General features: G+C 70.3%; 24 protein-coding genes. 8 read left to right on the forward strand and 16 right to left on the reverse strand.

The genetic code is table 11. From position 1 onward, the window contains the following. Positions 1-74: 74 nt before the first annotated feature. From ACX114_RS08195 to ACX114_RS08210, 4 genes are all read right to left on the reverse strand, one after another. Positions 75-2,033, reverse strand: a complete 1,959-nt coding sequence (locus tag ACX114_RS08195; protein ID WP_459296371.1) for a serine/threonine-protein kinase — start codon at positions 2,031-2,033, stop codon at positions 75-77. Between the two features lie 93 nt (positions 2,034-2,126). Continuing rightward, entirely contained in the window at positions 2,127-3,029 is a 903-nt protein-coding gene (locus tag ACX114_RS08200) for a glycoside hydrolase family protein (RefSeq protein ID WP_459296373.1), read from the reverse strand. Between the two features lie 48 nt (positions 3,030-3,077). Continuing rightward, a complete protein-coding gene (locus tag ACX114_RS08205) occupies positions 3,078-4,148 on the reverse strand; it encodes an MBL fold metallo-hydrolase (protein ID WP_459296375.1) in 1,071 nt (356 codons plus the stop codon). A gap of 77 nt (positions 4,149-4,225) precedes the next feature. Further along, positions 4,226-5,770, reverse strand: a complete 1,545-nt coding sequence (locus tag ACX114_RS08210) for an ELWxxDGT repeat protein (RefSeq protein WP_459296377.1) — start codon at positions 5,768-5,770, stop codon at positions 4,226-4,228. Between the two features lie 150 nt (positions 5,771-5,920). Between ACX114_RS08210 and ACX114_RS08215 the strand changes: the two genes are divergently transcribed. Beyond that, positions 5,921-7,291, forward strand: coding sequence for a TAXI family TRAP transporter solute-binding subunit (locus ACX114_RS08215; protein WP_459300091.1), 1,371 nt, complete (start codon positions 5,921-5,923; stop codon positions 7,289-7,291). Between the two features lie 46 nt (positions 7,292-7,337). Here the strand turns inward: ACX114_RS08215 and ACX114_RS08220 are convergent, their stop codons facing one another. Next, entirely contained in the window at positions 7,338-7,676 is a 339-nt protein-coding gene (locus ACX114_RS08220; RefSeq protein ID WP_459296379.1) for a TerB family tellurite resistance protein, read from the reverse strand. Between the two features lie 177 nt (positions 7,677-7,853). Here ACX114_RS08220 and ACX114_RS08225 point away from each other — a divergent pair, with 177 nt between their 5' ends. Then, on the forward strand, positions 7,854-8,948 hold the full coding sequence (locus tag ACX114_RS08225) for a helix-turn-helix transcriptional regulator (RefSeq protein WP_459296381.1): 1,095 nt from the start codon (positions 7,854-7,856) through the stop codon (positions 8,946-8,948). A gap of 93 nt (positions 8,949-9,041) precedes the next feature. Next, a complete protein-coding gene (locus tag ACX114_RS08230; protein ID WP_459296383.1) occupies positions 9,042-10,112 on the forward strand; it encodes a helix-turn-helix transcriptional regulator in 1,071 nt (356 codons plus the stop codon). Positions 10,113-10,121: 9 nt separating this feature from the next. Here the strand turns inward: ACX114_RS08230 and ACX114_RS08235 are convergent, their stop codons facing one another. Then, positions 10,122-10,673: a hypothetical protein gene (locus ACX114_RS08235; protein ID WP_459296385.1), complete on the reverse strand. Its 552-nt coding sequence runs from the start codon at positions 10,671-10,673 to the stop codon at positions 10,122-10,124. A gap of 281 nt (positions 10,674-10,954) precedes the next feature. On the opposite strand from ACX114_RS08235, the gene ACX114_RS08240 reads away from it, so the two are divergent. Then, positions 10,955-12,031, forward strand: a complete 1,077-nt coding sequence (locus ACX114_RS08240; RefSeq protein ID WP_459296387.1) for a response regulator transcription factor — start codon at positions 10,955-10,957, stop codon at positions 12,029-12,031. Here the strand turns inward: ACX114_RS08240 and ACX114_RS08245 are convergent. Together ACX114_RS08245 and ACX114_RS08250 are read right to left on the reverse strand one after the other, a co-directional pair. Continuing rightward, the gene (locus ACX114_RS08245) at positions 12,023-12,904 is read right to left on the reverse strand and encodes an alpha/beta hydrolase (RefSeq protein WP_459296389.1); all 882 of its coding nucleotides are present in this window, start codon (positions 12,902-12,904) and stop codon (positions 12,023-12,025) included. The two genes, ACX114_RS08240 and ACX114_RS08245, sit on opposite strands and share 9 nt — an antisense overlap. Positions 12,905-12,906: 2 nt before the next feature. Continuing rightward, complete coding sequence (locus tag ACX114_RS08250; RefSeq protein WP_459296391.1) at positions 12,907-13,869, reverse strand: TIGR01777 family oxidoreductase; 963 nt, start codon at positions 13,867-13,869, stop codon at positions 12,907-12,909. Positions 13,870-14,149: 280 nt separating this feature from the next. On the opposite strand from ACX114_RS08250, the gene ACX114_RS08255 reads away from it, so the two are divergent. Both ACX114_RS08255 and ACX114_RS08260 read left to right on the forward strand, forming a co-directional pair. Then, complete coding sequence (locus ACX114_RS08255) at positions 14,150-14,974, forward strand: endonuclease I family protein (protein WP_459296393.1); 825 nt, start codon at positions 14,150-14,152, stop codon at positions 14,972-14,974. Between the two features lie 9 nt (positions 14,975-14,983). Continuing rightward, the gene (locus ACX114_RS08260; protein ID WP_459296395.1) at positions 14,984-15,634 is read left to right on the forward strand and encodes a hypothetical protein; all 651 of its coding nucleotides are present in this window, start codon (positions 14,984-14,986) and stop codon (positions 15,632-15,634) included. 4 nt (positions 15,635-15,638) lie between these two features. Here ACX114_RS08260 and ACX114_RS08265 read toward each other — a convergent pair whose 3' ends face one another. The 7 genes from ACX114_RS08265 to ACX114_RS08295 form a co-directional block, all read right to left on the reverse strand. Continuing rightward, positions 15,639-16,244, reverse strand: a complete 606-nt coding sequence (locus tag ACX114_RS08265) for a hypothetical protein (RefSeq protein WP_459296397.1) — start codon at positions 16,242-16,244, stop codon at positions 15,639-15,641. Further along, entirely contained in the window at positions 16,241-17,275 is a 1,035-nt protein-coding gene (locus ACX114_RS08270; protein WP_459296399.1) for an SHOCT-like domain-containing protein, read from the reverse strand. Before ACX114_RS08270 ends, ACX114_RS08265 begins: the two co-directional genes overlap by 4 nt. 6 nt (positions 17,276-17,281) lie before the next feature. Further along, on the reverse strand, positions 17,282-17,713 hold the full coding sequence (locus tag ACX114_RS08275; protein ID WP_459296401.1) for a DUF2089 family protein: 432 nt from the start codon (positions 17,711-17,713) through the stop codon (positions 17,282-17,284). Between the two features lie 46 nt (positions 17,714-17,759). Next, entirely contained in the window at positions 17,760-18,500 is a 741-nt protein-coding gene (locus ACX114_RS08280; protein WP_459296403.1) for a YqjF family protein, read from the reverse strand. A gap of 85 nt (positions 18,501-18,585) precedes the next feature. Then, positions 18,586-19,734 (reverse strand): acyltransferase family protein, encoded by a 1,149-nt coding sequence (locus ACX114_RS08285; RefSeq protein ID WP_459300093.1) that lies wholly within the window; start codon positions 19,732-19,734, stop codon positions 18,586-18,588. A 46-nt stretch (positions 19,735-19,780) separates the two neighbouring features. Then, positions 19,781-21,601 (reverse strand): fatty acyl-AMP ligase, encoded by a 1,821-nt coding sequence (locus tag ACX114_RS08290; RefSeq protein WP_459296405.1) that lies wholly within the window; start codon positions 21,599-21,601, stop codon positions 19,781-19,783. A 7-nt stretch (positions 21,602-21,608) separates the two neighbouring features. Next, on the reverse strand, positions 21,609-22,226 hold the full coding sequence (locus tag ACX114_RS08295; RefSeq protein ID WP_459296407.1) for an outer membrane beta-barrel protein: 618 nt from the start codon (positions 22,224-22,226) through the stop codon (positions 21,609-21,611). A 250-nt stretch (positions 22,227-22,476) separates the two neighbouring features. Between ACX114_RS08295 and ACX114_RS08300 the strand changes: the two genes are divergently transcribed. Then, a complete protein-coding gene (locus ACX114_RS08300; protein WP_459296408.1) occupies positions 22,477-23,811 on the forward strand; it encodes an amidohydrolase in 1,335 nt (444 codons plus the stop codon). Positions 23,812-23,923: 112 nt separating this feature from the next. Then, positions 23,924-24,409, forward strand: coding sequence for a hypothetical protein (locus ACX114_RS08305; RefSeq protein WP_459296410.1), 486 nt, complete (start codon positions 23,924-23,926; stop codon positions 24,407-24,409). 11 nt (positions 24,410-24,420) lie between these two features. Here ACX114_RS08305 and ACX114_RS08310 read toward each other — a convergent pair whose 3' ends face one another. After that, the gene (locus tag ACX114_RS08310; RefSeq protein WP_459296412.1) at positions 24,421-24,879 is read right to left on the reverse strand and encodes a YaiI/YqxD family protein; all 459 of its coding nucleotides are present in this window, start codon (positions 24,877-24,879) and stop codon (positions 24,421-24,423) included. Positions 24,880-24,966: the final 87 nt, after the last annotated feature.

Raw genomic sequence — 24,966 nt, forward strand, 5'->3', positions numbered from 1 at the left:
TCCTATACGGGAACCGGGAAACCCCGAATGCGGCCTCCCTGCCTGCCCCTCTCACGAGCGTCCCGTGTGGTTTCTCAAGGGGCGGTCGCCCGCAGCTCCACGAGCTTCCGCAAGACGGAGGGGCGCCGGGGATGATCCGCGGGCGCGAACGTCAGGAAACGCTCGTAGCTGCGCGTGCTCTCCGGGACCTGGTTCATCTTCGCCAGGACGTCCCCCTGTAGCAGGTGACACTCGGGCTCGCGAGGCAGCCGTGCCACGCATTGGCTCGCGGCGTCGAGCGCTTCCTTCAGCTGTCCTCGCGTCAGGTGCATCAGGACGGCGCTTCGGGCGGACTCCAGGTCCGCTTCGTTGGCGGGCGTGGACTCCAGCGGCTTGCGCAAGGGCAGGGCCGCCAGGCGCTCCGAGACCGCGCCTCGCCGGAGGTCCGTGGTGGGCGTGTTCTGCAAGAAGGCCCGGTAGTGGAGCGCGCTCTTGTCGAAGGCACGGAGCCGCTCGTAGGTGAGCCCCGCCGCCAGCCGGCAGTCCGCGTTGTCCGGCACGGCGTCCACGCAGGTCTGGACCAGCTTCGCCGCCCGGGTCAGCTCCTTGTTGCTCTTGTTCAGGCGATACACATCATCGAGCAGGGAGCGCACCTGGGACTCACTCCACGCAATGGCTGCCGGAGGCGAGGGTGGAGGCTCCGGCGTCACTCCCGCATCCACCTCCGCGGGCTCCTCCGGTGCGGGGGCTGGATCCGATGGAGTCACCACCACGGGAGTCACGGGGGCGCTTTCCGCTCGCGGGACTTCCGGTGCGTGCCGGAGCCGGGTCCACCAGATGCCTCCTCCCAGCGCAAGCAGCGCCGCGCTCCCCACCGCGAGCCCCACCCAGGGCACGCGGGAGCGGCGGACCGGCGCGATCTCGGCCGTGGGCACATCCGGCGCCTCCTCCTCCTGGGACTCGCGCGTGACGACGACCGGCGCGGGGGCCGGGCGGGGCGTCTGGATGGCCCGGAGGTGGGGGACCGTGGGGAGCTGATCCTGCGTCACGGGGTTCCGCCAGGCCTTGAGCTCCGCAAGGAAGTCGTCGGGAACCGCCAGCTCCCGGCCTTCGTTCAGCAGGTCTCCCCGGAACAGCACCCGCAGCAGGTGCGCCAGGCTCAACGACGAGAAGCGCGGATGATTCGCATACAGGAACCCCGCCAGCGCATCCCCGAACGCGTGGCTGGTGGCGAAGCGCTGCGCGGGGTCCGGGTTCAGCGCCTGGAGGACGATGCGGTTGAGCGCCTCCGGCAGGTCCGGCCGCAGCTGGCTCAACGGTGGAATCTCGCCGTGAGCAATCTTCATCATCACGACATGCGGCGGACCCTCCACGGGCAGCTGGCCGCACAGCAACTCATACAGCACGACGCCGGTGGCCCAGACGTCCGTGCGCGCATCCACCTCCTCGCCGCGTGCCTGCTCCGGGGAGAAGAAGAGGTACTTGCCCTTCACGACTCCCGGCGCGGTCTTGAAGCCCCGCTGTAGCTGCGCCTTGGCGATGCCGAAGTCGACGATCTTGACCTGGCCCTCGTAGCTGACGAGCACGTTGTCTGGAGAGATATCCCGGTGGACGATGCCCAGCGGCTTGCCGCTGCTGTCCGTGCGCGTGTGCGCGTAGTGCAGGCCCCGGCACATCTCCATCGCGATGAAGACCGCCACCGGGATGGGGAGCGCGGGCAGCCCACTCTTCATCGCGCGCTTGAGCACCTTGTCGAGCGGCTTGCCGTCGACGAACTCCATGGCGAGGAAGTACTCGCCCTCCACCTGCCCGAAGTCGAAGACCTGCGCGACGTTGCCGTGGGACAGCGTGGCGGAGATGCGCGCCTCGCTGATGAACATGGAGATGAAGGCCTCATCATCCGCGTACTCGGGGAGGACCTTCTTGATCAGCACCGGCTTCGTCACGCCCGCCGCGCCCACCAACTGGGCATGCCACGTCTCCGCCATGCCGCCCCGGCCCAGCCAGGACACCAGCTCATACCTTCCGAAGGTGTCCCCCGCGTCGAGCGCCATGAGACGTCTACCTTAGCCCCAGAATCCTGGGACCACCGAATAGACGTCTTCGCGTCTGTCCAACCCTGTGTGTAGGTTGGAACCTCACCCCGGTCAGGGTGATGTCTTGGCGGTCCCGGCGGCGAGCGTGACGTACAGGCGGCCCAGCTCGGTCAGCTCTCCCGAGGCGCCCAGCAGGTTGATGGAGGGGATTTCGTTGTTGCGCCCGGAGAACCACGCGTAGCGCTCGATGGCGGGCTCCGACTCCAGGTAGCCAATGGCATCCACCATGTACTGCTTCTGCACGTCCACGGTGATTTCGTTGTGCGGCCGGTCGCCGCAGGCGAACTCCGTCAGCCAGAGGGGCTTGTTGTACTTCTTGAACTGCCCCACGTACCACTTGAGCGCGCTCAGGTCGCACGCGTACCAGTGGATGGCAATGGCATCCACCTGACAGTTCGCGCAGGCCTTGAAGAAGGCATCCAGGTACACCACCGGGTCGTTGAAGGTGACGCCGTCCTCCGACACGCAGTCGCCGCAGTAGTTCACCGCCGGGGACACCAGCTCGAGCCCCTTGCGGCGGGCCACCTCCTCCAGCACGGGCCAGAGCGCCGCGGCCTGGCGGGGTGTCTTGTTCGCCTGTGATTTGAAGTTGGGCTCGTTGAACCCCAGCAGGTACTGCGCGCCCGCGGGAATCTCCGACTCGAGCTGGGCCACCGTGGGCGTTCCGCCCCAGGCCATGGGCACGAAGGAGACCTTCTCCGAAACGTAGACACTGGCCGCGCCGCTCTCCGGCTTGGGCGACCAGTTGTACCACCAGCTCATCCCCGGGGAGAGCGCCTTCAGGTCCTCCGCCGAGTGATAGCCATACCCGAGGCCCCGCTTCGCGCTCTTCGTCACGCCAGGGGCCGGATCATCCGTCTTGGAGGGCTCTCCGGCCGCGGGGTCGCAAGCCACGATTGGCGACAGCAGGACGGCCAGGGACAGCGCGACGGGGAGCCGGAGGAGGTGGCGCATGGCCAGGGACTCTACGCCCGGGTGTCGGGTGAGCGTCGAGTCCTGGCGTCACGGTGCGAGCCGGGGCACGAGGCGCGGCTCGCCCACCTCGCGCCACCACGGCGTCACGCCCTCCACGCGCGAGGGCTCCAGGCTCCGGCCCAGGCCCGGCGTGAAGAGACGCACCTGCTGCTCCGTGGCCAGCTTCACCAACGTCTCCACGGGCTCGTCCCATGCGTGCAGCGCCAGGTTGAAGGTGCCCCAGTGCACCGGCATCAGCGTGCCGCCGCCCAGCATCGCGTGCGCCTTGAGCGCGTTCTCCGGGCCCAGGTGGATGGCGCCCCAGCTCGGGTGGAACGCGCCCACCTCCAGCATCACCAGGTCGAAGGGGCCGCAGCGTCGGCCAATCTCCTCGAACTCCGTCGTGAGGCCGGTGTCACCGCTGAAGAACAGCCGGTGCTTGTCCGTGGTGAGCACCCACGACGCCCACAGCGTCTTGTTGCGGTCGCCCAGGCCGCGGCCGGAGAAGTGCTGCGAGGGCGTGGCGCGAAACGCCACCGGGCCCACGCGGTGCTCCTCCCACCAGTCCAGCTCGGTGATCAGCTCCGGCGCCACGCCGAAGGACTCCAGGTGGCGGCCCACGCCCAGCGCGGTGACGAAGGGCACGCGCCGCTTCGCCAGGGACTGGATGGTGCCGCGGCACAGGTGGTCGAAGTGGTCGTGCGACACCAGCACCGCGTCCAGGTCCGGCAGCGCCTCCAGCGGCACGGGCGTGGCGTGGAAGCGCTTGGGGCCCGCGAAGGAGACGGGCGAGGCCCGGTCGCCGAAGACGGGGTCGGTCAGCACGCGCGCCCCGTCCACCTCCAGCAGCATCGTGCTGTGGCCCAGCCAGGTGACGCGCAGGCCGGTGTCCGGCGCGCGGGCCCAGGTGCCGCGCGGATCCTCCACCGGCAGCGGCGCGGGCGGCGTGCGCTGCGTGCCGCCGAAGAAGTACTCGCCCAGCAGGGGCAGCGCGTTCCCCTGGAGGCCGGCCCCCACGGGGGCGGTGTTTCGGAAGCCGTGACCCTCGAACTGACGGGAGGCCCGGCTGCGTTCGAGGCGGAGTCCCGCGCTGCGCGCGCTGTCGCTGACGGTGGGCATGAGGCGGTTACTAACACCCACGCCTCCGCCCGGCACGGCCACCCGCCTGGAGCCCAGGCGGGGAGGCCCACCCGCGCCTACTGTGCGTCTTCCGGCGCCACGCAGGTGTTGCTGAGGGTGCTGGACCAGAGCTGCGCGTTCAGCGTTTCGTCATAGGCGCTGAAGTAGACGCGGCTGCCCAGGCGGAAGAACTCGCGCGGGTAGGAGGAGCCTCCCTGCGCCGGCGCGGCGATGTCCTTGAGGCGGCGCGTCCCGGCCCCCGTGCCGTTGGTCACCCAGGGCTCGATGCCCGCCGTGGTCTCATAGGCGCTGAAGAAGACCAGGTTGTCCGCCACCGCTTGCACCGGCGAGCTGTACTCGTCCGACAGGCTGAGCGGCCGGCGCAGCAGCGTGGTGCCTCCGGCGGTGCCGTTCGTCACCCACAGCTGCGTGTCGCGCGGCGCGGGGCCGTTACTGCCAATGGCCACGGAGAAGTACAGCCTGCTGCCCCCCGGCACCTGGCTCACGGCGTCGATGGATGGGAACGCCGAGCCCTGCGAAGCGTAGTCATTGGGCAGGGTGACCACCGGCTCCGGGTTTCCACCCGTGAGCGGCACGCGGTAGACGACCATGTACTGGGTGCTGAAGGACGTGGTCGTGACGTACGCGTACGGGCCCAGCGCGCCCAGCACGCGCATGGAGCGCGTGGAGCCGAAGGACGCCAGCCGCAGCGTGCCGCCCGCCGTGCCGTCCGTCTTCCACAGCTCCTGCAGGCCGCTGGACTCATCCAGCTTGAAGAGGGTGAGCGCGCCGATGGTGCGCACGTCGTTCGGGTACGTGTCGGGGCCCGCGTCCAGCCGCTTCAGCTGGTAGGTGCCCGCGGCGGTGCCATCCGTGCGCCACAGGGAGGTGGCGCCCTGGAGCTCGCGCACGAAGAACAGCAGCGCGTTGCCCTGCTTCGCGTCCAGGTAGCTCACGTCCACGGTGGTGCCGAAGTCGCGCACGCGCACCGTGCCCACGGCGGTGCCGTCCGACCGCCACAGCTCATAGCGCGTGGCGGACGAAGTGGCGTCGTACGTCTCCTTGAAGAAGACCAGCGTGGAGCCGGCCGCCGTCAGGTGCGTCAGGTACGAGTCCTCCACGCCCGGCGTCAGGTCCTTCACCAGCCGGGTGTTGGCCGTCGTCCCGTCGCTCACCCACAGCTCCGCGCCGTGCGTGGCGTCCGGCGCCTGGAAGAAGAGCTGCGCCGGGGTGGCGGTGAGCTGCGACAACAGCGGCGTCCCCGTGCCCGCCGTCGCCGGGAAGGCCTTCACCTCCGTGGTGCCCGCGTCCGTGCCGGTGCTGCGCCACAGGCCCCGGCGGCCATCCTCGAAGTTCACCGCGAAGTGCAGCGCCCCCTTGAAGTCCACGAAGCTGCCCGGCCCCAACGCGAAGCGCGGGATGCCCAGCTCCGAGGGCGGCAGGAGGGTCTTCACCCGCTGGGTGCCCGCGGCGGTGGGCAGGCAGAGGGCCTCCGCTGTCACCTCGGGGGCCGAGGTGGGTTCTTGTGCGAGTTCCGCCTCCGTCTGCTCCTCGGGAAGCGCCCCGCCGCAGCCCACCCCCACCACCAGCAAGGACAACACCCACCCGCCGCGCCAACCCATGCCACACCCCTTCAAAAAGGCCTGGGAGGGAGGGTGTGTCGCGCAAGGGGTTGCGCCAAGTGCCCCCGGGTCGTGACGTGCTCGCTTGCCTGGACCGACGCGGTGTACGGCGGGGCCGCGCACGGCGTGGTCGCTATACTGCGCGGCCTCATGAAGACGGACACGTTGAAGGCGCAGCTCAAGCGCACGTTGCGGCGGGACCTATGGATCGCCGTCGCTCCCGCGACGCTGCTCATCGCGGTGGCGTTCGCGGTGACGTTCTATTTCGTCAAACCCGCGCCGCCGAAGACCCTGGTGATGGCGCTGGCGCCGGAAGAGGGCGGCTTCAACTACATGGCGAAGCGCTACCAGAAGTTCCTCGCGCAGCACGGGGTGACGCTGGAGTTGCGCAACACGAAGGGCTCCGTGGGCAGCGTGGCGCTGCTCGGCGCGGAGGACAGCGGGGTGGACATCGCCTTCGCGCAGAGCGGCACCACCGGCGGCAAGGGACAGGAGGCGCCGGAGCACGTGGCGTCGCTGGGGAGCCTCTCCTACGTGCCGCTGTGGGTCTTCTACCGGGGCGAGCCCGTGGACGACGTGCGCGGCCTCCAGGGCAAGCGCATCGCGGTGGGGCCCGAGGAGAGCGGCACGCGCGCGCTGGCGATGACGCTGCTCCAGGCGAACAAGGTGGACGCGGCGCCCACGGAGCTGCTGCCGCTGGACCGGGACGCGGCCATCGACGCGCTGACGCAGGGCAAGGTGGACGCGGTGTTCCTGGTGTCGCCGGCGGAGTCGCCGCGCATCCAGAAGCTGGCCGCGGTGAAGGACGTGCGGCTCCTGAGCTTCAATCGCGCGGAGGCGTACACGCGCCGCTACCCGTACCTGTCGCGTCACGTGCTGCCGCAGGGCGTGTTCGACTTCGCGAAGAACGTGCCGGACCAGGACGTGGTGCTGCTCGCGCCCAACGCGCTCCTGCTGGCGAAGGACTCACTGCACCCGGCGCTCGCCTATCTCCTGATGCGCGCGGCCAGTGAAATCAGTGGCACGGCGGGCCTCCTGGACAAGACGGGCGAGTTCCCCGCGCCGCTCGCGGCGGGCTTCCCGCTGAGCAGCGAGGCGAAGCGCTACTACGCGACGGGCGTTCCGCTCTTGCAGCGCTACCTGCCGTTCTGGGCGGCGAACCTGGTGGACCGGCTGTGGGTGATGCTGGTGCCCATCATCGCGGTGGTGGTGCCGCTGGGGCGCGCGGTGCCCGCGGTGTTCCTGTGGCGGGTGCGCTCGCGCATCCACCGGTGGTACGCGCGGCTGAAGGAGATTGAGATCCAGCTGGAGGAGGACCCGGACCAGGAGATGCTCCAGGACATGCTCAAGCGGCTGGAGGAGGCCGAGCGCGAGGTGAACCGCATCGCCGTGCCGCTCGCCTACGCGGAGAACCTGTACTTCTTCCGCGAGCACGTGGACGTCGTGCGCCGCCGGCTCACCCGCAGGCTGACGGGCGCGCCCGAGCACAAGGACGGGCACCCGCTGCACGTGACGGCGTGACGTGAAGCGCGGTGGCCCGGGCCGCCGGGCCGCCAGCGGAGGGACTTCAGGGGGCGATGCCGAGCAGCTCGCGGATCTGCCGGATCATGGCGATCTCCGATTCGTCCAGGTGGCCGTCGCCGACGACGAGGGCATGGACCGCGTCGAGCACGGCCTTGGGGTCCTGGCGCAGGACGCTCAGGTTCGGTGGCGGGAGCGGCTGGCCTTCGTGGAGGCAGCGGGTGATGGCGCTGAGCTCCGTCAGGGGCACGCTGAAGCCGCGGGCGGTCTCGATGATGGCGTCGATCTCCTCGCGGGTGACGCGGTCGTCGCTGGTGGCCACCTGGAGCAGGAGCTTGATGACCTCGATGTGGAACAGGGCTTCAGGGGGCAGCGGGGCGGCCATGTGGGGTGCGTCCTCCAAGGATGTCCAGGCTGACCTGCCAGGGGGGGAGCCGTCCAGCCCGACGTCACCGCCTCGTCGGGGAGCGGAAAGGCGGGCGGGTGGGGGAGGGGCTTCCAAAGCCAGGGCCCGTCCGTGCCATGCTCGGGATGGATGGCATTGCCGGGGGAGGCATTCCGCATGGGCAGGGCCTTGCGATTCACGTCACGTGAGGAGTCGATTCAGCGCGAGCTGCTGACGGACCTGATCGACGTGGGCAGTTACAAGGACATCCACGACGTCCTGGAGACGCGCGTCCTCCAGTTGTGCAAGGCGGACCACTTCGCGCTGGGTTGCGCCAACCTGGATGGCTCCGTGGGGCTCCAGTGGACGAGCCGCACGACGATGCCGCTGCTCAAGCATTACTCCGAATGGGTGACGCAGGACTTCGTCTTCCAGGCCACCATCGCGCAGCCCAACCGCGTGCTGAACACGGCGCAGATGCTCCGGGGGCAGAAGCTGGACGCCATGGAGACCCGTCAGCGCAGCGTGGAGGCGGGGCTGGACCTGCGGCACGTGATGGCGACGCTGCTCATTGAAGAGCAGCAGGGGCTCAAGGGCGGGCTCGCGGTGTACAGCGAGGCCGCGCGGCCCTTCCCGGCGCGCAGCCAGCAGCTGTTGCAGCAATTGGTGCCCGCCATCCACCGCGCGGTCGGCCGGGTGCAGAAGCTCCATGCACAGGGATTGGAGCTGGACCTGCTCAAGGCCGGCGCCGTGGAGTCCGGGGCGCTGCTGGTATTGACGCCCTGGGGCCGGGAGATGGTCCGCACGAACGCGGCCACGCGGCTGTTGGAGAAGTGGTTCACGCGCTCGGAGTTGACGCCGCAGGGGATTCCCCAGGCGTGGGTGAAGCGCGTGGAAGCGTTGTCGCGCGTGAAGGGGATGTTCCCTCCGGAGCTGCTCAGGGATGAGATGGAGGAGGACGGCGAGCAATTGCAGGTGACGTTCTCCCTGTCCACCATCCTCTGGGCGGGCAATCCCCTGTGGCAGGTGCGCATCGTCGAGCGTCCACACTGGCTGCGCGAGGACTGGCTGCGATTGCTGTCGCCCCAGGAGCGGAAGGTGGCGGATGGCCTCTACCTGGGCCTGTCGAACGAGGACATCGCGCGCCAGATGCAGAAGTCGGTGCAGACGGTGAAGGATCAAGTGAAGGCCATCTACCGGAAGACCGGGACGCAGAGCCGGGGCCGGGACCGGGCCCGCATGAAGTTCCTCACCGAGGGCCGTCGCGCGTAGCCGTCGGCCACGCCCGACATCCCTCTTTAGGGGGATGGGCCCTGTTTCCCCCCTCGTAATACTTGATGGGTATTGCAAACGGGGGTCGTACCCATGGGCAAGGCACGGAAGTTCCTGTCGCGTGAGCAGGCGTTGGTCGCTGAGTTGAAGGAAGCACTGGGCAACGCCCGGACGCTGGAGGACGTCTACGAGGCCCTCTCCCGGGCGCTCCTCTCGCTCTGCGAGGCGGACCACCTCGCGGTGGGCTGCGCGAATCCGGATGGGACGGCGGGGTTGCAGTGGAGGACGGACACCGTCCACCCCCTCCTCAAGGATTACGCGGAGTGGGTGCAGGAGGATTTCGTCTTCCGCGCCACGGTGGTGCAGCCCAACCTGGTGCTCAGCGACGTCCAGATGCTGCGGGGGCAGCCGCTGGTGGAGACGGAGACCTTCCGGCGCAGCGAGGGCGCGGGGCTGAAGCTCAAGCGCGTGCTGGCGTCGCTCCTCTTCACGGAGCAGGACCTGAAGGGCGGCATCGCGATGTACCGCGAGTCCTCCCGGCCCTTCACGCTCCGGGCGCAGTGGTTCCTCCAGCAGATCATCCCGTACATCTCCCGCGCGGTGGCCCGGCTCCAGGAGCTCTACGCCATCCGCTTCGAGCGGGATTTGCTCAAGGCCATCGCGATGGGGGCGAGTCCGGTGCTGGTGCTCAACAGCCTGGGGCGGAAGGTGGTGGACACGGGGCCGGCCATTCCGCTGCTGGAGCGGTGGTTTCCGTCGCATGAATTGAGTGACGGGGTGCCCCGCGCCTGGGCGGAGCGGGTGAGGGCGCTGGCGCGCTTCGACGTCGCGGCGGATCCGCGGCTGGAGTCCCTCACGCTGGAGCGCGGCGCGGACCGGCTGGACGTGACGTTCAGTCCCTCCGCCGTCAACTGGGGAGGCCGCACCCTGTGGCAGGTGCGGATGCACGAGCGGGTTCACTGGCTGCGCCCGGACTGGAAGGAGAAGCTCACCGCGCAGGAGTCACGCGTGGCGGACTGTCTTCACGAGGGACTGGCGAACAAGGAGATCTCCTCCCGGCTCGGGTGCTCCGTGGAGACGGTGAAGGTCCACATCAAGTCGTTGTTCGAGAAGACCGGCATCCACAGCCGCGGGGAGTTCGTCGCCAAGGGCCGCCGTGAGTAGCGACCATTCTCAGGCGGAGCGCCGTCCGGGCTGCTTCCGGGGGAACGCCATCATCATCCGGCGCGGGGGGGACCGCCGGATGCGCAGCGGCGTCGCTGGAGCCGGACGTGGCCGCGGGTTGGCCAGAGGCATCGTCCTGGTGGACGGGACCGCCCCGAGCAACTCGCGGAGCTGACGCTGCATGGCCAGACCCGACGCGTTCTTCCGGCCGCCACGGAAGAGCAACATCTGGATGGCCTGGAGGACGACGGCGGGCGCCGTGCGCAGCATGCCCAGGTTCGGTGGGGGCAGGGGCCAGCGCTCGCGGACGCACCGGCAGAGGATGGTGATGTCCAGCTCGGCCACGCCCAGCGTCCGCGCCGTGGCGACCCCGTGGGCGAGTTCCACCGGGTCCACGTCATTGTCGCGGGTGATGAACTGGAACAGCGTCTTGACGACCTCGACGTTCAGCTTCGCTTCCGAAGGCGCGGTGGGGGGCGTCCGGGGCTCCGCGCTGATGGTCAGAGGCAACGCCTCGTCGTGTGGCGCCTGCTGCTCCAGGACCTCCTCCACCATGCTCATCAAGTCCACCATCTGGACAACCCCCGTTTCCTTTCGCTCCGCACACGGCAATACGTCGCGGGTCTCAAGGGGGGCTTGTTGAGAGGAATTGATCGTGGATCGCCTTGAGGGCGCTTTCCAGGAATTGGAGCATGTCTGTCCAATCCCTGGATGGATTGGGGCTCCACGCGCGACCGGCATGCCCCATGGCTTCTGGCAACCCCTCGTTGGAGGGGGTGGGGCCGGGTCCCGGTCATGTCATTCTTGAGGAGTAGAGAAACGCGGGGATGGAGGTACCCACCATGGGCATGGCCTTGACGTTCACGTCACGCGAGCTGCGGCTCATCCGGGAAATGGAGAAACGCCTTCGTAATGTCAGGACCTTCGAGGACATCTATGCCGCCATCCAGGAAGTCATGGTGCGCGTCTGCCGGGCGGATCACCTCGCGGTGGGGTTCACCCGCGCGGATGGCTCGCCGGGGTTGGAGTGGATCGCGCCGACCGTTCAGCCCCTGCTCGCGGGGTACTCGGCGTGGGCGTTCCGGTGCTTCGTGTTCCAGTACACGCTGGCCCGGCCCAATAAAGCCGCGAGGGAGCCGCGGATGCTGGCGGGACGCTCCCTGGACAGCACGGAGACCTACGAGCGCAGCCGGGCGGCTGGCTTGAAGCTGAGGCACGTTCTGGCCAGCCTGCTCTTCGAGACCCGGCAGAAGTTCCAGGGCGGCATCGCGATGTACAAGGACTCCGCCCGGTCCTTTTCAGAGCGCGATGAGGCGCTCCTCGAAGCGTTCATTCCGCTCATCAACGACGCGGTGTCCACCGTCCAATTCATCGAGGCCTACCGTTTCAAGGGGGACCTCCTGACGGCGCTGTCGATGGAGTCGTGGCCTGGAATGGTCCTGAACGCCATGGGACGCCGCATCGAGGAGACGGGCACCGCCCGGGCCATGGTGGACCAGTGGTTCACCCCCAACGAGCTCTGCCATGACGTGCCCAAGGAGTGGGTGGATTACGTGAAGTGGCTCTCGAGTCTGGACGGGCTCCTGCTCCCCCTCGAGAGACCCCTCGACAAGAAGCGCGGCCTCGACACCTTAAAGGTGAGCTTCAAGGCTTCCACGGTCCTGCGCCAGGGATGCACGCTGTGGGAGGTCCGTCTCCGCGAGGAGCTGCACTGGATGAATCCGGAGTGGGTCCCGCGGTTGTCTGACCGGCAGCTGGAGGTGGCGGACCTGCTGAACGACGGGGCGAGCGATGCGGACATCGCACGTGAGCTCAAGCTCTCCCTTCACACGGTGAAGGAGCACACAAAAGAGATCTACAAGAGGACCGGCGCCGACGGTCGTCTGGACCTCGTCACCCGGGGACAGCGCTCAGAGTGAGCGGCCGAAGAAGTCGCGCAGGTGGCGGGCGTAGCCTTCGGGGTCCTTCTGGGGGTACTCGCCGTGCCCCGCTTGGGGCACCAGCCACAGCTCGCGGGGCTCGCAGGCGGCGCGGTAGAGGCGGCCGTCCAGCTTCTGGGGGCCGTCCGGGTCTCTGCCGCCGTTGATGAGCAGCAGTGGCCGGCCTTCCAGGCGGCACATGCCGTCCACGGGCCGCACCGCGTCCACGTCGATGCCGGACCGGCGCAGCCCCCACAACACCGCCCAGGTGCTCAGGCCGTAGTGGGAGCCCATGTCCTTCGCCAGGTCCGGGAATGCTCCCGCCGCCCCCACCGCCTTCACCCGCGCGTCCTCCTGCGCCACCAGCAGGGCCGTCGTCCCGCCCATGGAGAACCCGAACAGGCCCACGCGTCCCGGGGTGACGCCCGGTCTTGCCCGCACGAAGGCCAGGGCCGCGCGCACGTCCTCGCGCTCGCTGTCGCCCCAGCCAATCGCGTCGCCTTCGCTCTCACCCTGGCCGTGCAAGTCGAAGAGCAGCACGCCGTGCCCCGCCTCCGACAGCACCTTCGCTTCGAAGAGCATGCGCGTGCGGTTGTCCGCGAAGCCGTGCACCAGCACCACCGCCGTCCCGTCGCGCGACGGGACGTACCACCCCTGGAGCTTCCGCCCCGCGGCCTCGAAGGACACATCCTCCATGCCCGGCAGCGCGTCCGGGCCGGAGGGCCGCGTCACCGGGATGCGCGCCGGGTGCACCAGCCCCTGGGCCGTGCGCAGGCCTCGCGCCGCCGTGAACCCGCCCGTGCCCAGCGCGCCCAGGGCGAGCCCCAGCGCGGCGATGCGACCCCAGCGGACGCGGTACTTCTTCGTGGACACGGTCAGCTCCGGACGGGGCCGCTCCCCGCGCGCCAGCGCTCGACGAGGTTCGTCACGGCGGTCCCCCAGTCGGGGTACTCGAAGGTGAAGCCCGCGTCCAGCAGCCGCCCGGGCACCACGCGGCGGCTCTTGAGCAGCAGCTCCGTGTCCGTGCGCATGAAGAACGCGCCCACTTCCAGCATCCACTTCGCCGCCGGCAGCCCCACGCTCACGTGCGCCGCCTCGCGCAGCTTCGCCATCAGCTCCCGCTGGGGCAGCGGGTTCGGCGCGGCCAGGTTCACCGGCCCGTCCAGGTCGTCGCGCTCCAGCAGCAGCAGCACCGCGCGCACGAAGTCCTGGTGGTGGATCCATGACACGTACTGCCGCCCGCTGCCCGCGGGGCCGCCCAGCCCCCGGCGCGTCAGGCCCAGGAGCACGTCGAAGATGCCCTCCCTGTCCGGGCTCATCACCATCGCGGTGCGCAGCGCCACCTTGCGCGTGTGGGGCGTGTCGGCTTCCGTCAGCGTGCGCTCCCAGGCCTGCGCGATGTCGATGCTGCGCTTCCAGTACGCGGGCACCCCTGGCTCGTTCCCGCCAATGATGCCGGTGGCCTCGTCGTTGGGCGCGTCCAGCCGGTGCGCGTACAGCGTCGCGGTGCTCATCTGCAGCCACACGCGCGGCGGCTTCGCGGCCTGCTGGATGGCCTGGCCCACCACCCGCGTGGAGTCCACCCGCGAGTCCATCATCTGGCGCAGGTTCTCCTCCGTGTAGCGGCAGTTCACGCTGCGCCCCGCCAGGTTGATGACCGCGTCGGCGCCATCCACCTCCTTCGCCCAGTCACCCAGGGTGCGCCCATCCCAGGACACCGTGCGCGCCTCCCCTCGGCCTCCCCGGCTGATGAGGACCACGTCATCCCCCCGCGCGGTGAACGCCCGCGCCAGCAGGGCACCCACCTGTCCCGTGCCACCCGGAATCACGACCTTCATGGACGAAACCCCCTCATGTGGTGCGACACCCGGAGGCATAGCGCGCGCCCCGTCCCGGCCGCCCGGCTCCCGCGAAAGGGCCCCCGGGCCGTCCTGGTGCCGCCGATGAGCCCCGCTTTTCCCCGGCTCCGGAGCCCGGCGCTGGGGCATTTCCCGGGATGTCCCGGGTCAGGCGGAAGAAACCAACCGGCTCGGAGGGAAAATGCGCTGCGTCACGCAACCGGGCCCGGGTCCGGACGACAATGCGTCATCCCCCCACCTCGAAGCCCGAGGGTCCGTCATGATCATCCCGTCCCGCCCGCTCTCCGCGACCCGCCCCTCGACGAACTCCGCGTCGGCCCCGGCCAACACGGCGCGTATCACCCCGAAGGCGTTCTCGTCGGTCTCCACGTTCGAGGCCGGCCCGACGGCGAAGAAGACCCAGACGACGCCGACGCCGGTTCCCGCGCCGCAGGTGCCGGTGGAGGACGTGCCGCCCAAGTCGGATCCTCGCTACGACGGCCTGAAGGACCAGGCGCTGATCAACGCGCTGCATGACGCGGTCAGCAAGCACAAGGACCTGGGCTACAACCAGGCGCGGAAGATCATCTTCACCACGCTCGACAACCACGACGGCAAGGTGAAGTGCGTCTACACGGGCAAGGAAGTGCAGACGAACAAGATTCCCAACAGCAACGTGATGAACACCGAGCACACCTGGCCCCAGTCCAAGGGCGCCACGGGCGCGGCGAAGGCGGACCTGCACCACCTGTTCCCCACGGACAGCAAGGCCAACTCCATCCGTGGCAACTGGCCCTTCGGCACGGTGAAGAACGTGAAGTGGGAGGAGAACGGCTCCAAGTTCGGCACCGACGAGAAGGGCCGCACCGTCTTCGAGCCGCCCGACGAGCACAAGGGCAACGTGGCGCGCGCGCTGTTCTACTTCTCCACCGTCTACAACAAGCACATCCCCGCGGACGACGAGTCCGTGCTCAAGCAGTGGAACCAGCTGGACAAGGTGGACGCGGCGGAAGTCGCGCGCAACGACGCCATCGAGACCTACCAGCAGAACCGCAACCCCTTCGTGGACGACGCGTCGCTGGCCGACCGCATCGCGGACTTCTAGAGTCCGGGCATGTCCCGTCCGCTCGCGCCCTTGTGGGCGCTCGTCCCTGGCCGCACCGGTGTCCCCCTGATGAAGGTGGGGGGCACGCCCGAGGCGCCGGGGCCCCTGGAGTGGCCCGCCTGCGCGATGTGCGGCGGGCCCCAGCGCTTCCTCTTCCAGTTGCCGCACGTCGAAGGACGACTGGACCTGGCGCCGCACGCGTCGGTCCACGTCTTCCAGTGCGAGAACCCCGACACGGTCTGCTTCCGGTGGGATCCGGAGGAGGGCGCCAACGCGGCGGTGCCGGTGAAGGCCGGCGCGCCGTCGGTGAGCGCGCCGCCGTCGCCGGTGAAGCCGTACGCGGAATGGACGCTCGGCTTCGAGCCCGCCACCGAGGACACCGAGGCCCTGTCGGTGGACGTCAACGAGGCCACCGAGGAGCAGCTCCAGGCGCTGGACCGCGCGCAGGCGGAGGCGCCAGAGAGCAAGGTGGGCGGCGTGCCCGGGTGGCTCAACGGCGAGGCCACGCCGGAGTGCTGTGACGCGCCCATGCGCTTCGTCGCGCAGCTGGCCGCGATGCCGTTCGGCCTGGACTTCGGAGACAACGGCCGGGGCTACCTCTTCCGCTGCACCCGGGAGGACTGCGTGCGCCCCTTCCGCTTCCTCACGCAGGGCGCCTGAAGCTTCAGGGCGAGGTCAGGTCCTTCAGGCGCTTCGCCATCAGCGTCGTGGAGTCCTCCAGCCACTGGATGCAGAGCTCCGGGTTCACGAAGATGCCCTGGGCCACTGCGTCGAGGAACACCGGCGGCACCCAGGCGATGAGGTAGTCCGCCGACTGGGTGGGGGATTCCGGATCCTCGCGGAACATGCCGACCCAGGTGTCCCACGGGGGAAGGTTGTCCACGTCGAAGTAGCCCCGGGTCGCCAGCTCCGCCGCACCGTCGCAGGTGTTGTCCTCAGGGAAGTAGACGATCAGCCGGCCCCCTTGAAGACGTCCGCCCTCGCGCGGTGGCAGGGCCCGCGGCGGCCTGCCCCGCAGGGCGTGGCGCCGCTCGCTGATGACCCGCTCCATCATCTGGAAGCGGTCGCCATCCACCATCAACCGGGGCTGGAAGCCGGGCGTGCGCAGGCAGAGGGCCGGCGTGTCCGGATCCGCTCGGGGGGCGCACCAATGGAGGGTCTCCTCAAGCACATCGAGGAGGGCCTCCCGCCCCCAGGAGCCATCCGGCACGTCGTACAGCAGGCGCGAGGGCCCGGGCTCACGTCCCGGGGGGCGGGGGATGATCCTCACCGCTGCATCGCCTTGAGCAGCTTGTGGGCGTCCTCCGCGCTGAGCTTGCCGGCTTCCACCAGGTCCAGCACGCGGCGCATCTCCTCGTCGGGGATGCCACGGGCCTGCTGCGGCGGCGGAGGCGGCTGGGGCGGCTGCGGCCGGTGGTGGTGCCGGGTGCCCGGGCCCGCCCAGGGCGGCGCGCCCCAGGAGTTCGCCCAGGCGTGGGCCCACTGGTTCGCGTGACGCTCGGCGCGGCGCTGCCAGCGCTCCGCCTGACGCTGCCAGCGCAGCGCGTCCTCCTCCCAGGCTTCCGCGTCCTCGCCGCGTGAACGGCCCGACTCGCGGATGCGCACCGAGCCCAGCTCCGTCTCCAACAGGATGGTCGTGGCCGCCTGGGGGTTGGTCGGGTAGCGCGTCTGCGTGGAGCCCAGCGACGTATGGGCGGAGATGTTCACGTCCAGCCCGGGCACCAGGCGCAGCTCCACCGCGCCCACCTGCGTCCCGATGCGGTGCTCGCCCACGTCCAGCGCGTCCACGTCCAGCTTCACCGCGCCCGCGGCGGCGTGGACGTGGAGGGTGCCACCCACGCGCTCGCCGATGATGCGGCCCGCGCCCGTGCGCAGCGTCAGCTTGCCGTGCACGTCGCGCAGGCTCGCCGTGCCCGCGTCGGTGTTCAGCTCCAGCTCGCAGTCCTTCAGCCCGGCGATGCGCACCGCGCCCGCGTCCAGCAGGAGCTTCGCGCGCACGTCGGGCGGCACGAACAGCTCCGCCTGTCCGCCGTGGCGCCAGAAGAGAGAGAGGAAGCCGGCCTCGCGCGGCACCAGCTCCACCTTCGTCACCCGGCCGTGCTCCTGGATGCGCGCCTCCACCCGGCCGTGCGTCACCAGGTAGGGCTTCTCTCCCTCCGGCAGCGGCGACACCACGAGCGTGGCGGCGGGAGCATGCAGCACCAGCTCCGCGTGCTGTCCCCACGGAATCGCGTGGCGCTGGGTGCCGTCGCGAGAAGAAGACGAGGCGTCAGAGGACGGCGTGGCTTCAGGATCCATCATGGGTGGTTACTCCCGTGCCTTCTTGAGACGTTGAGCGGCCTCGTCCGCGTCGATGAGCCCGGCCGCGAGGTCATCGAGAATCTGCGCCCGGCGCGGAGCGCCACGCTCCCGGGGCGGGGGCGGCGGCGCGGGAGGCGTGGGCGGAGTCGGGACTCCGGGCGCCTGGCCCAGGGCCTCCACCACGTCGTCCAGCCGCGCCACCACCGTCGGATAGGAGAGGCCCAGCACCTGCTCCACGTCCTTGATCTTCCCCCGGCACGCCATGAACACGCGCACGAACGCGAGCTGCTCCGGCGACAGCTGCTGCACCCAGCCCGTCGTGAAGCGCCCCTCCACCGCGGACGCGCACCCGTCGCAGCGCACCCGTTCGATGACGGTGCCGCCTCCACAGACGGGGCAGCGGGTGGGTACAGGCCAGGTGGACTTGGAGGTCGTCATGGTGGGTTCTTCAGAAAATCAATTTCGGGTTTGAGAATATTGATTTCTACGGGCTTGGCAAGGGCAGGAGTTCATTTCCAGGAAAGACGGACACTTCCGAGCCGGTGGCCACGAAGGCGGAGTGGGGCGTGCCCCGGAGGCACTCGGAGAAGGCGGGGCCATAGAAGCGGGCCACGTCGCAGTCGAAGGCGGTCTCCCGGGCTCGCCAGACGGTCCAGCGCGGGTGCTCCACGCGGTACTCGGCGCAGCCGCCGTCGCGCTGGGCGGTGTAGCCCCAGTAGTGCTCGGTGATGAACTCCTCCTGGGAGCCGGGGGCGCTCTCGGCCGGCGTGCCGAGCGTCCGGGCCGACAACTGGTGCCAGCGGCCGTGGGACTTCCAGGCGTACTCGACGTGGCCGGGCGCGCCGGTGTCCGCGCCGTCCATGTTCACGGCGTGGCGCATGGGGTGCGCGACGTAGGGCTCGTTGTAGAGGACGCGCGCCACGGTGGCGATGGCGAGCCGGGGCACGATTTCGCGCACGAACACCACGCCGCGCCGCCAGCCCTCGGGGCCCAGGCGGCGCACGTAGAAGCGCAGGTTCACCTCATCGAAGTCCCGGTGGAACGGCACCGCGAGCCCCCGCACGCGCGTGTCGAGGAAGCGGAAGCCGACCATGCTCGCGAACGTGCGGCCCTGCCACGCGTCGAGCTCCGTGCCACGGGGGACGAGGGGCCGCAGCACCGCCGGATCCACCTCGTAGTTGAGCATCAGCAGGTACTTCCACGTCGCCGTCAGGAAGGGGCGCATGCGCGAGGTCTAGCGCGCACGCGACGCCCGGGCCCAGGCCCGTCCCCTTGCGCGGCTTCTGTCGCGCAGAAGCGCGAGCCGCCGTTCAGGGGACGGAGGGCTGCGCCTGGGGCTTCCTGGCAGCGAGCCCCCGCTCCAGCCGCTCCCGCCACTTCAGCGCGGGCCGCTCCACGCCATGGTGCAGCGCGAGCGAGGCGAGCAGCACCGCCACGGCGCCGCCCAGCAACGTGACGACGTGGAACGCGTCCATGCCATGGGGTGCCAGCGCGTCCCGCACGCAGTGCTGCACGGCCTTGTGCGTGAGGTAGACGGTGAAGCTCAGCACTGCGAAGGCCTTCACGCCCGGGATGCGAGCACAGACGCGCGAGGCCGAGGGGCCCGCCAGGGCCATCAACAGCGCCGCGAAGCCCAGCGCGGCCAAGGGGAACGCCAGCAGGACATAGGGGAGGTAACGGTAGTGCTCCTCGTTGATGTAGAGCACGCCGCCCAGGCACGCGAGCCCCATGACGGCCATCCCCCATGCGCGGGCACCGCGAGTCCAGCGCTCCCAGGCCCGTGGCCGGAAGACGCGCAGGGCCGCGAGCAGCACGCCGCACGTCAGCCCGTCGAGCCGCGCGTACGTCGGGTAGTAGAGCAGCGTGTCGTATCCGCGCCAGCCCGGGTCGCCCGCTCCGAGCGTGGAGAAGTGCTGCTGCCACAGCGCACCGCGCAGGAGCATGCCTCCGCCCATCACGGCCACGGCGAGCGCGATGAGGGACGGCGCGCGAAGGCGTCCACGCAGCGCGAGCACGGTGAGCGGCAGCACCAGGTAGAAGTGCTCCTCCACGCACAGCGACCACGCGTGGGAGAAGCCATTTAGGCGCAGGCCGAAGTTCTGCGTGAAGGTGAGGAAGCGCCACGCGGGCGTCTCCAGGGGCCGCTCGGTCCAGGCCGGCACGAAGAGGTAGAGGCCCAGCACGACGAGGAAGGACGGGAGGATGCGCAGCGAGCGCCGCAGGTAGAAGCGCCGCAGCGACGGCGTCTCACCGCGCGACACCGGCTCCAGGAGCTGCGAGCCGATGAGGAAGCCGCTGAGCACGAAGAACAGCTCCACGCCCGTCCAGCCGAAGTTGGCGAACGTCTGGTAGGCCTCGTGCCCCTGGGGGCGGGGGTAGTGGAAGACGACGACGACGAGGATGGCCAGGCACCGGAGCAGGTCCAGGCCGGCCAGATGGCGCGGTTCGGTGGCGTTCAGCGAAGTCGGCTTTCAGCGGGGGGGATGCCCCCGATGCTAGCCGGGTTCAGGGCGTATGGGCATCCAGGTCCTCCACCCTCGCTCCCAGGCGCGCCGGCACTCTTGCCAGGACCCGGAACTCCCGTGCTGAACGCTCGGGGTGCGCGTCCGCGCCGTTCAGCGCGGTCGTGCACCAGGCGTGCAGCTCGCGCAGCGCTCCGGCGAGGAAGGCCTCCCGCGTGGCCCTGCGCTGCACCTTGCCGCTGGACGTCTTGGGCAGGCTCCCGGGCTCGATGAGCACCACCGCTCGGGGCCTCACCTCGTGCACCGTCGCCAGACGTCCTCGGATGGCGCCCAGCACCGGCGTCACCTCGCCGTCCCACCTGCGTGCATCCACCTCCTGCACCACGACGAGGTGCTCCTCGCCCTCCACCTCCACGCCGAAGGCCACCCCACAGCCGGGTCTGAGCGCGGGGTGGCTCTCCTCCACCACCGTCTCCAGGTCCTGCGGGTACAGGTTGCGGCCTCGCACGATGATCAGGTCCTTCTCCCGCCCCGTGACGTACAGCTCGCCGTCGTCCAGGAAGCCCAGGTCCCCGGTCCGCAGGTAGGACCCGTCTCCCTGCGCGGTCCTGGCCTGGAACACCCTCGCGGACTCCTCCTCGCGCCTCCAGTAGCCCTTCGCCACGCTGGGCCCCTTCACCCAGACCTCGCCCACTTCTCCCTCTGGGAGTACGCGGCCGGTGTCCGGCGCCACGATGCGCAGGGATTGATCCGGCAGCGTCGCTCCGCTGCCCACCAGCGTCCGGGCCGCTCCAATGGGAGCCCGCGCGCTGCCCGCCTCCAGCGCGGCGGCGTCCACGTCTCGCAGGAGGGGCACTGCCTCCTTCGCTCCACCGGAGACGATGAGCGTCCCTTCCGCCAGGCCGTAGCACGGGTAGAAGGCCTCGCGCCGGAAGCCATGCGGTCCGAAGGCCTCCGTGAAGCGGGTCAGCGTGTCCGGGCGGATGGGCTCCGCGCCGCAGAACGCCACCTCCCAACGGCTCAGGTCCAGGCCCTCCCGTTCCGCGGGCGGGATGCGCCGCACGCACAGGTCGAACGCGAAGTTGGGCCCGCCGCTGATGGTGCCTCCGAAGCGGGTGAGCGCCTCCAGCCATGCACGAGGCCGCTTGAGGAATGTCAGCGGCGACATCAGCGCGGTGTGGAAGCCCTGCGCCAGCGGCACCAGCACGCCGCCAATGAGCCCCATGTCGTGGTACGGCGGCAGCCAGATGACCCCCACGCTGTCGTCGTGCGTCTGGAACGCACGGCGGATGGCCCCCAGGTTGTGCATCAGGTTGCCGTGGCTGAGCATCACGCCCCGCGGCGTCGCCGTGCTGCCGGACGTGTACTGGAGGAAGGCCAGCGTGTCGGCCGTCACGTCCGGCCGCTTCCAGGCCGCCGCGCCGCCTTCCTCCAGCGCGTCCGTCGCCACCCACTTCAGCGCTCGCAATTCTGGCGCGTCCGTGAAGAGCAGCTCCGCCATGGACAGGATGAAGGACGTGGTCAGCACCACCGCGGCTCCGGAGTCCGCGATGAGCGCGCGCAGGCGGGGCAGGGTGCGCTCCAGCCGCGAGGGGTCTGGCGGATACGCCGGCACCGCCACCAGCCCCGAACACACGCAGCCGAAGAAGCCGCGGAGGTAGTCCGCGCCGGGGGGATAGAGCAGGACCGCCCGCTCCCCTCCGGCCGCGAGCGACTGGAGCGCGGCGGCGATGCGGTGCGCGCTCGATGCCAGCGCGCCCCGGGTGAGCGTCACCTCCGCGTCGTCCTCCAGGAAGGTGTAGAGGCGTGGATCCGCGGGACGGCGGCTTCGCTCGTCGAGGAGGTCGATCAGCGTGACGGACATGCGCACCTCAATAGCTGCCGCCAATCATCAGCATGCCCGCGTAGCGGCCATCCCCCCCGCCAATGTCCTGCGTGGGCGAGAAGTCCTGTCCGAAGAGGAAGCTGTAGGTGCCGCGCACCTCGGCCGTGAGCTGGGGATTGAACTTGTAGCGCACCCCCGCTCCCACGGGCGCGTAGCCTCCGGTGTCGTCGAAGAACCGGAAGAAGTTGCCCTCGCGCACCGAGTAGCGCTCGACGCCGATGCCGCCGAGCACATAGGGCTGCGCCCGGGTGTGGGTGAAGCCGACCGTGAGCGCCGCCTGCGCTCCGTTCCGCACGATGTCCGGGGTGCCGAAGAACGAGCCGTTCGCGACGGACAGGTTGCTCACGCCGCCGCTGTAGCCCAGCTCCACGCCCAGGTAGTCATTGGCGCGGTAGCCCACGAGGACGCCATACGACGGCCCTGGATCCAGGTTGGGCGCGAGCTTGCCCGTGTAGCCCTCCACGCCCACTCCGAGGAGGAAGTAGGGGCCCTGCCAATCCACCCGGTCCACCCGCATGGGCGCGTCCGACGGTGGATCCTGGGCCCTGGCGGCGCCACCCGTCAGTCCCGCCAGGCAGAGCCCCAACGCGATGCTTCGCCTCATGACCGCTCCCTCCATGTGTCTCCTGCGCAGCCAGAAGGTGACCTCCGGGGGAGGGGCGGACAACGAACGGACAGGCGGTACCCCGGAGGCCCACGGCGCCCCGGAGGGTGGGGGAGGCGGCGCACAAGGCCGGGCCCCTGGCCGCTTCCCTGCCTGGCCCCTGTGAACCGCCGCGCGCGGCTTCCACCTTGAGCCGTACCCGGGCGCCCGTGGCACCTCCTCCTTGCGTCCGGGCCGGGAGCACTCCGCCATGCACGACGCCGCCCCCTCCCCGTCCGTCGCGGGTCTGTCCTCTCCTTCAGACATCCGTGCCCGCGCCCGGCGCGTCCTCGCGCACCTGGACGCGGTGCTGCCGGACGTGGACGCGCTCTACCGGGACCTGCACGAACATCCGGAGCTGTCCGGCGAGGAAGCGCGCACGGCCGCCGAGGTGGCGCGCCGGTTGGAGGCGGAAGGTTACGAGGTGAGCCGGGACGTAGGCGGCCACGGCGTGGTGGGCCTGCTGCGCAATGGCGACGGGCCCACGGTGCTCCTTCGCGGGGACATGGACGCGCTGCCCGTGGAGGAGAAGACGGGGCTGCCCTACGCGAGCCGCGTGCGGACAGAAGACGGCGAGCCGGTGATGCACGCGTGCGGGCATGACGTCCACACCGCGTGCCTGGTGGGCACGGCGGCGATGCTGGCGCGCTCGCGCGACGCGTGGCGCGGCACGGTGATGGTGGTGGGGCAGCCGGCGGAGGAGACCCTCCAGGGCGCGAAGGCGATGCTGGACGCCGGGCTCTACTCGCGCTTCGGCACGCCGGACGCGGTGCTGGGGCAGCACACGGCGCCGCTGCCGGTGGGCACCTTCATGCACCGCGAGGGCGTGACGATGATGGGCTCCGCGCACGTGCGCCTGCGCCTCTTCGGCCGGGGCGCGCATGGAGCGCAGCCGGAGCTGTCCGTGGACCCCGTGGTGCTGGGGGCCAGCGTGGTGATGCGCCTGCAGACCATCGTGTCGCGCGCGCTGTCGCCGCTGGAGCCCGCGGTGGTGACGGTGGGGTCCTTCCAGTCGGGGACTCGCGCCAACGTGATTCCAGACGAGGCCGTGCTGGAGCTGACGGTGCGCACGGAGGACGACGCGGTGCAGGCGCGGGTGCTCGCCGCCATCGAGCGCATCGCGAAGGGCGAGGCCGCGGCGGCGGGCGCGCCGAGGCCTCCCCTGGTGGAGGTGCTCAACCGCGGGCCGGTGAACCGCAACGACCCGGAGCTCATCCGCCGCGTCCGGGACGCGCACGCGGAGTGGTTCGGCCACGCCGCGCTGGTGCCCGGGGTGCTCGCCAGCGCGAGCGAGGACTTCCCCTTCTTCGCCCAGGGGCCGGAGCATCCGGTGCCCATCGCGTACTGGTTCATGGGCATCACGCCGCCCAAGGCCTGGGAGGATGCGCCGGGCACAACGCCGCTGCAGAAGGCGGCGCACCTGCCGGGGCCGCACTCCAGCCACTACGCGCCGGAGCGCGAGGGCTCGCTGCGCACGGGCTGCGAGTCACTCACCGTGGCGGCCCTGGCCTGCCTGCCTGGGGGCGCCGCGTCCGTGGACCACTGAGAGGGCCCCCGGCCTGGAACGGGGCCGCTGGCCCGGCTGGCTCCCCGTCGCTTGCCCCCGACGCGAGTGCCTCCAAGTTGAAAGGCGGACGACACTTCTGGAGGACACCCCGATGAAGCTTCCGCTCATGGCCTCGATGACCGCGCTCCTCTTGGGCGGCTGTGCCACGCAGACCGCGTCCGTTCCACAGGAGTCCCCGTCCGAGGCGTTCGCCAGCGACGAGATGTCCTGGGACGCGGAGGAGTCTCCTCGCACGCAGGAGATGCTGCGCGAGCACGGCATGAACTTCTATGGAGACGTGGGCGCCGAGGCCCAGGCCAACGCCGAGGCCACCGGCGGCACGGGCATCCAGAAGTCCTCGGACCCGGCGGACTACCAGTGCGTGGACATCAACGAGGTGGGCACCGGCGGCTCGGGCAGCATCGACCTGCGCGACGTGGACACCCTGGCCCCGGCGGCCGCGCCGTCGCAGAACCCCGGCGCGCGCCTGGACATCACCCCGGAGGCCTGGAACCGCAACAAGGGGATCGGCACCAGCCCCGTGGCGCCGTCCACCGGCACGCCTCCCGCGGAGGGCAGCGGCGGCGCCGGCCATTAGGCGCTCACGCCTCAGCCCTGCTGCTTCACCAGCCGGGTCAACTCGCGGTCCAGCGTGGCCGCGAACTGCTGGCGGTCCTGCGGTGAGAAGCCGCCGGGGCCGCCCGTGTTCACGCCGCTGTCGCGCAGCTCCTGCATGAAGTTCCGCATCGACAGGCGCTCGTCGATGGTCTCCGGCGTGAAGAGCTCTCCGCGCGGGTCCATCACCACCACGCCCTTGGGCACGAGCAGCGCGGCCAGCGGGATGTCCTGCGTGACGGCCAGGTCCCCGGCCTCCGCGGACGTGGCGATGTGCCGGTCCGCCACGTCCAGCCCCGCGCCCACCTGCACGGTGGATACGTACGCCAGGCGCGGCAGCGCCAGCGGCTTGTTCGCCACGAAGACGATGGGCACCTTCGTGCGCTGCACGGCGCGCAGCAGGATGTCCCGCACCGGCCCCGGACATGCATCGGCATCGACCCAGATTTTCATGCGCGCCATCCTCGCTGATTGACCCGCCCGGGTCAGGCGCGTTGACGCGTCATCCCCCGCGCTGACACGTCATGGCCAGGCCCCTGA

The sequence above is a fragment of the Corallococcus sp. M7 genome (assembly GCF_054512695.1).

Excerpts from the sequence above, each read along its gene's own strand:
- ACX114_RS08255 (WP_459296393.1), top strand. The coding sequence starts at position 14,150 with ATGATCATCCCGTCCCGCCCGCTCTCCGCGACCCGCCCCTCGACGAAC.
- ACX114_RS08240 (WP_459296387.1), top strand. The coding sequence starts at position 10,955 with ATGGGCATGGCCTTGACGTTCACGTCACGCGAGCTGCGGCTCATCCGG.
- ACX114_RS08235 (WP_459296385.1), bottom strand. The coding sequence starts at position 10,673 with ATGAGCATGGTGGAGGAGGTCCTGGAGCAGCAGGCGCCACACGACGAG.
- ACX114_RS08260 (WP_459296395.1), top strand. The coding sequence starts at position 14,984 with ATGTCCCGTCCGCTCGCGCCCTTGTGGGCGCTCGTCCCTGGCCGCACC.
- ACX114_RS08205 (WP_459296375.1), bottom strand. The coding sequence starts at position 4,148 with ATGCCCACCGTCAGCGACAGCGCGCGCAGCGCGGGACTCCGCCTCGAA.
- ACX114_RS08280 (WP_459296403.1), bottom strand. The coding sequence starts at position 18,500 with ATGCGCCCCTTCCTGACGGCGACGTGGAAGTACCTGCTGATGCTCAAC.
- ACX114_RS08195 (WP_459296371.1), bottom strand. The coding sequence starts at position 2,033 with ATGGCGCTCGACGCGGGGGACACCTTCGGAAGGTATGAGCTGGTGTCC.
- ACX114_RS08225 (WP_459296381.1), top strand. The coding sequence starts at position 7,854 with ATGGGCAGGGCCTTGCGATTCACGTCACGTGAGGAGTCGATTCAGCGC.
- ACX114_RS08310 (WP_459296412.1), bottom strand. The coding sequence starts at position 24,879 with ATGAAAATCTGGGTCGATGCCGATGCATGTCCGGGGCCGGTGCGGGAC.
- ACX114_RS08275 (WP_459296401.1), bottom strand. The coding sequence starts at position 17,713 with ATGACGACCTCCAAGTCCACCTGGCCTGTACCCACCCGCTGCCCCGTC.
- ACX114_RS08200 (WP_459296373.1), bottom strand. The coding sequence starts at position 3,029 with ATGCGCCACCTCCTCCGGCTCCCCGTCGCGCTGTCCCTGGCCGTCCTG.
- ACX114_RS08270 (WP_459296399.1), bottom strand. The coding sequence starts at position 17,275 with ATGATGGATCCTGAAGCCACGCCGTCCTCTGACGCCTCGTCTTCTTCT.
- ACX114_RS08250 (WP_459296391.1), bottom strand. The coding sequence starts at position 13,869 with ATGAAGGTCGTGATTCCGGGTGGCACGGGACAGGTGGGTGCCCTGCTG.
- ACX114_RS08220 (WP_459296379.1), bottom strand. The coding sequence starts at position 7,676 with ATGGCCGCCCCGCTGCCCCCTGAAGCCCTGTTCCACATCGAGGTCATC.
- ACX114_RS08230 (WP_459296383.1), top strand. The coding sequence starts at position 9,042 with ATGGGCAAGGCACGGAAGTTCCTGTCGCGTGAGCAGGCGTTGGTCGCT.
- ACX114_RS08290 (WP_459296405.1), bottom strand. The coding sequence starts at position 21,601 with ATGTCCGTCACGCTGATCGACCTCCTCGACGAGCGAAGCCGCCGTCCC.
- ACX114_RS08295 (WP_459296407.1), bottom strand. The coding sequence starts at position 22,226 with ATGAGGCGAAGCATCGCGTTGGGGCTCTGCCTGGCGGGACTGACGGGT.
- ACX114_RS08210 (WP_459296377.1), bottom strand. The coding sequence starts at position 5,770 with ATGGGTTGGCGCGGCGGGTGGGTGTTGTCCTTGCTGGTGGTGGGGGTG.
- ACX114_RS08300 (WP_459296408.1), top strand. The coding sequence starts at position 22,477 with ATGCACGACGCCGCCCCCTCCCCGTCCGTCGCGGGTCTGTCCTCTCCT.
- ACX114_RS08215 (WP_459300091.1), top strand. The coding sequence starts at position 5,921 with ATGAAGACGGACACGTTGAAGGCGCAGCTCAAGCGCACGTTGCGGCGG.
- ACX114_RS08305 (WP_459296410.1), top strand. The coding sequence starts at position 23,924 with ATGAAGCTTCCGCTCATGGCCTCGATGACCGCGCTCCTCTTGGGCGGC.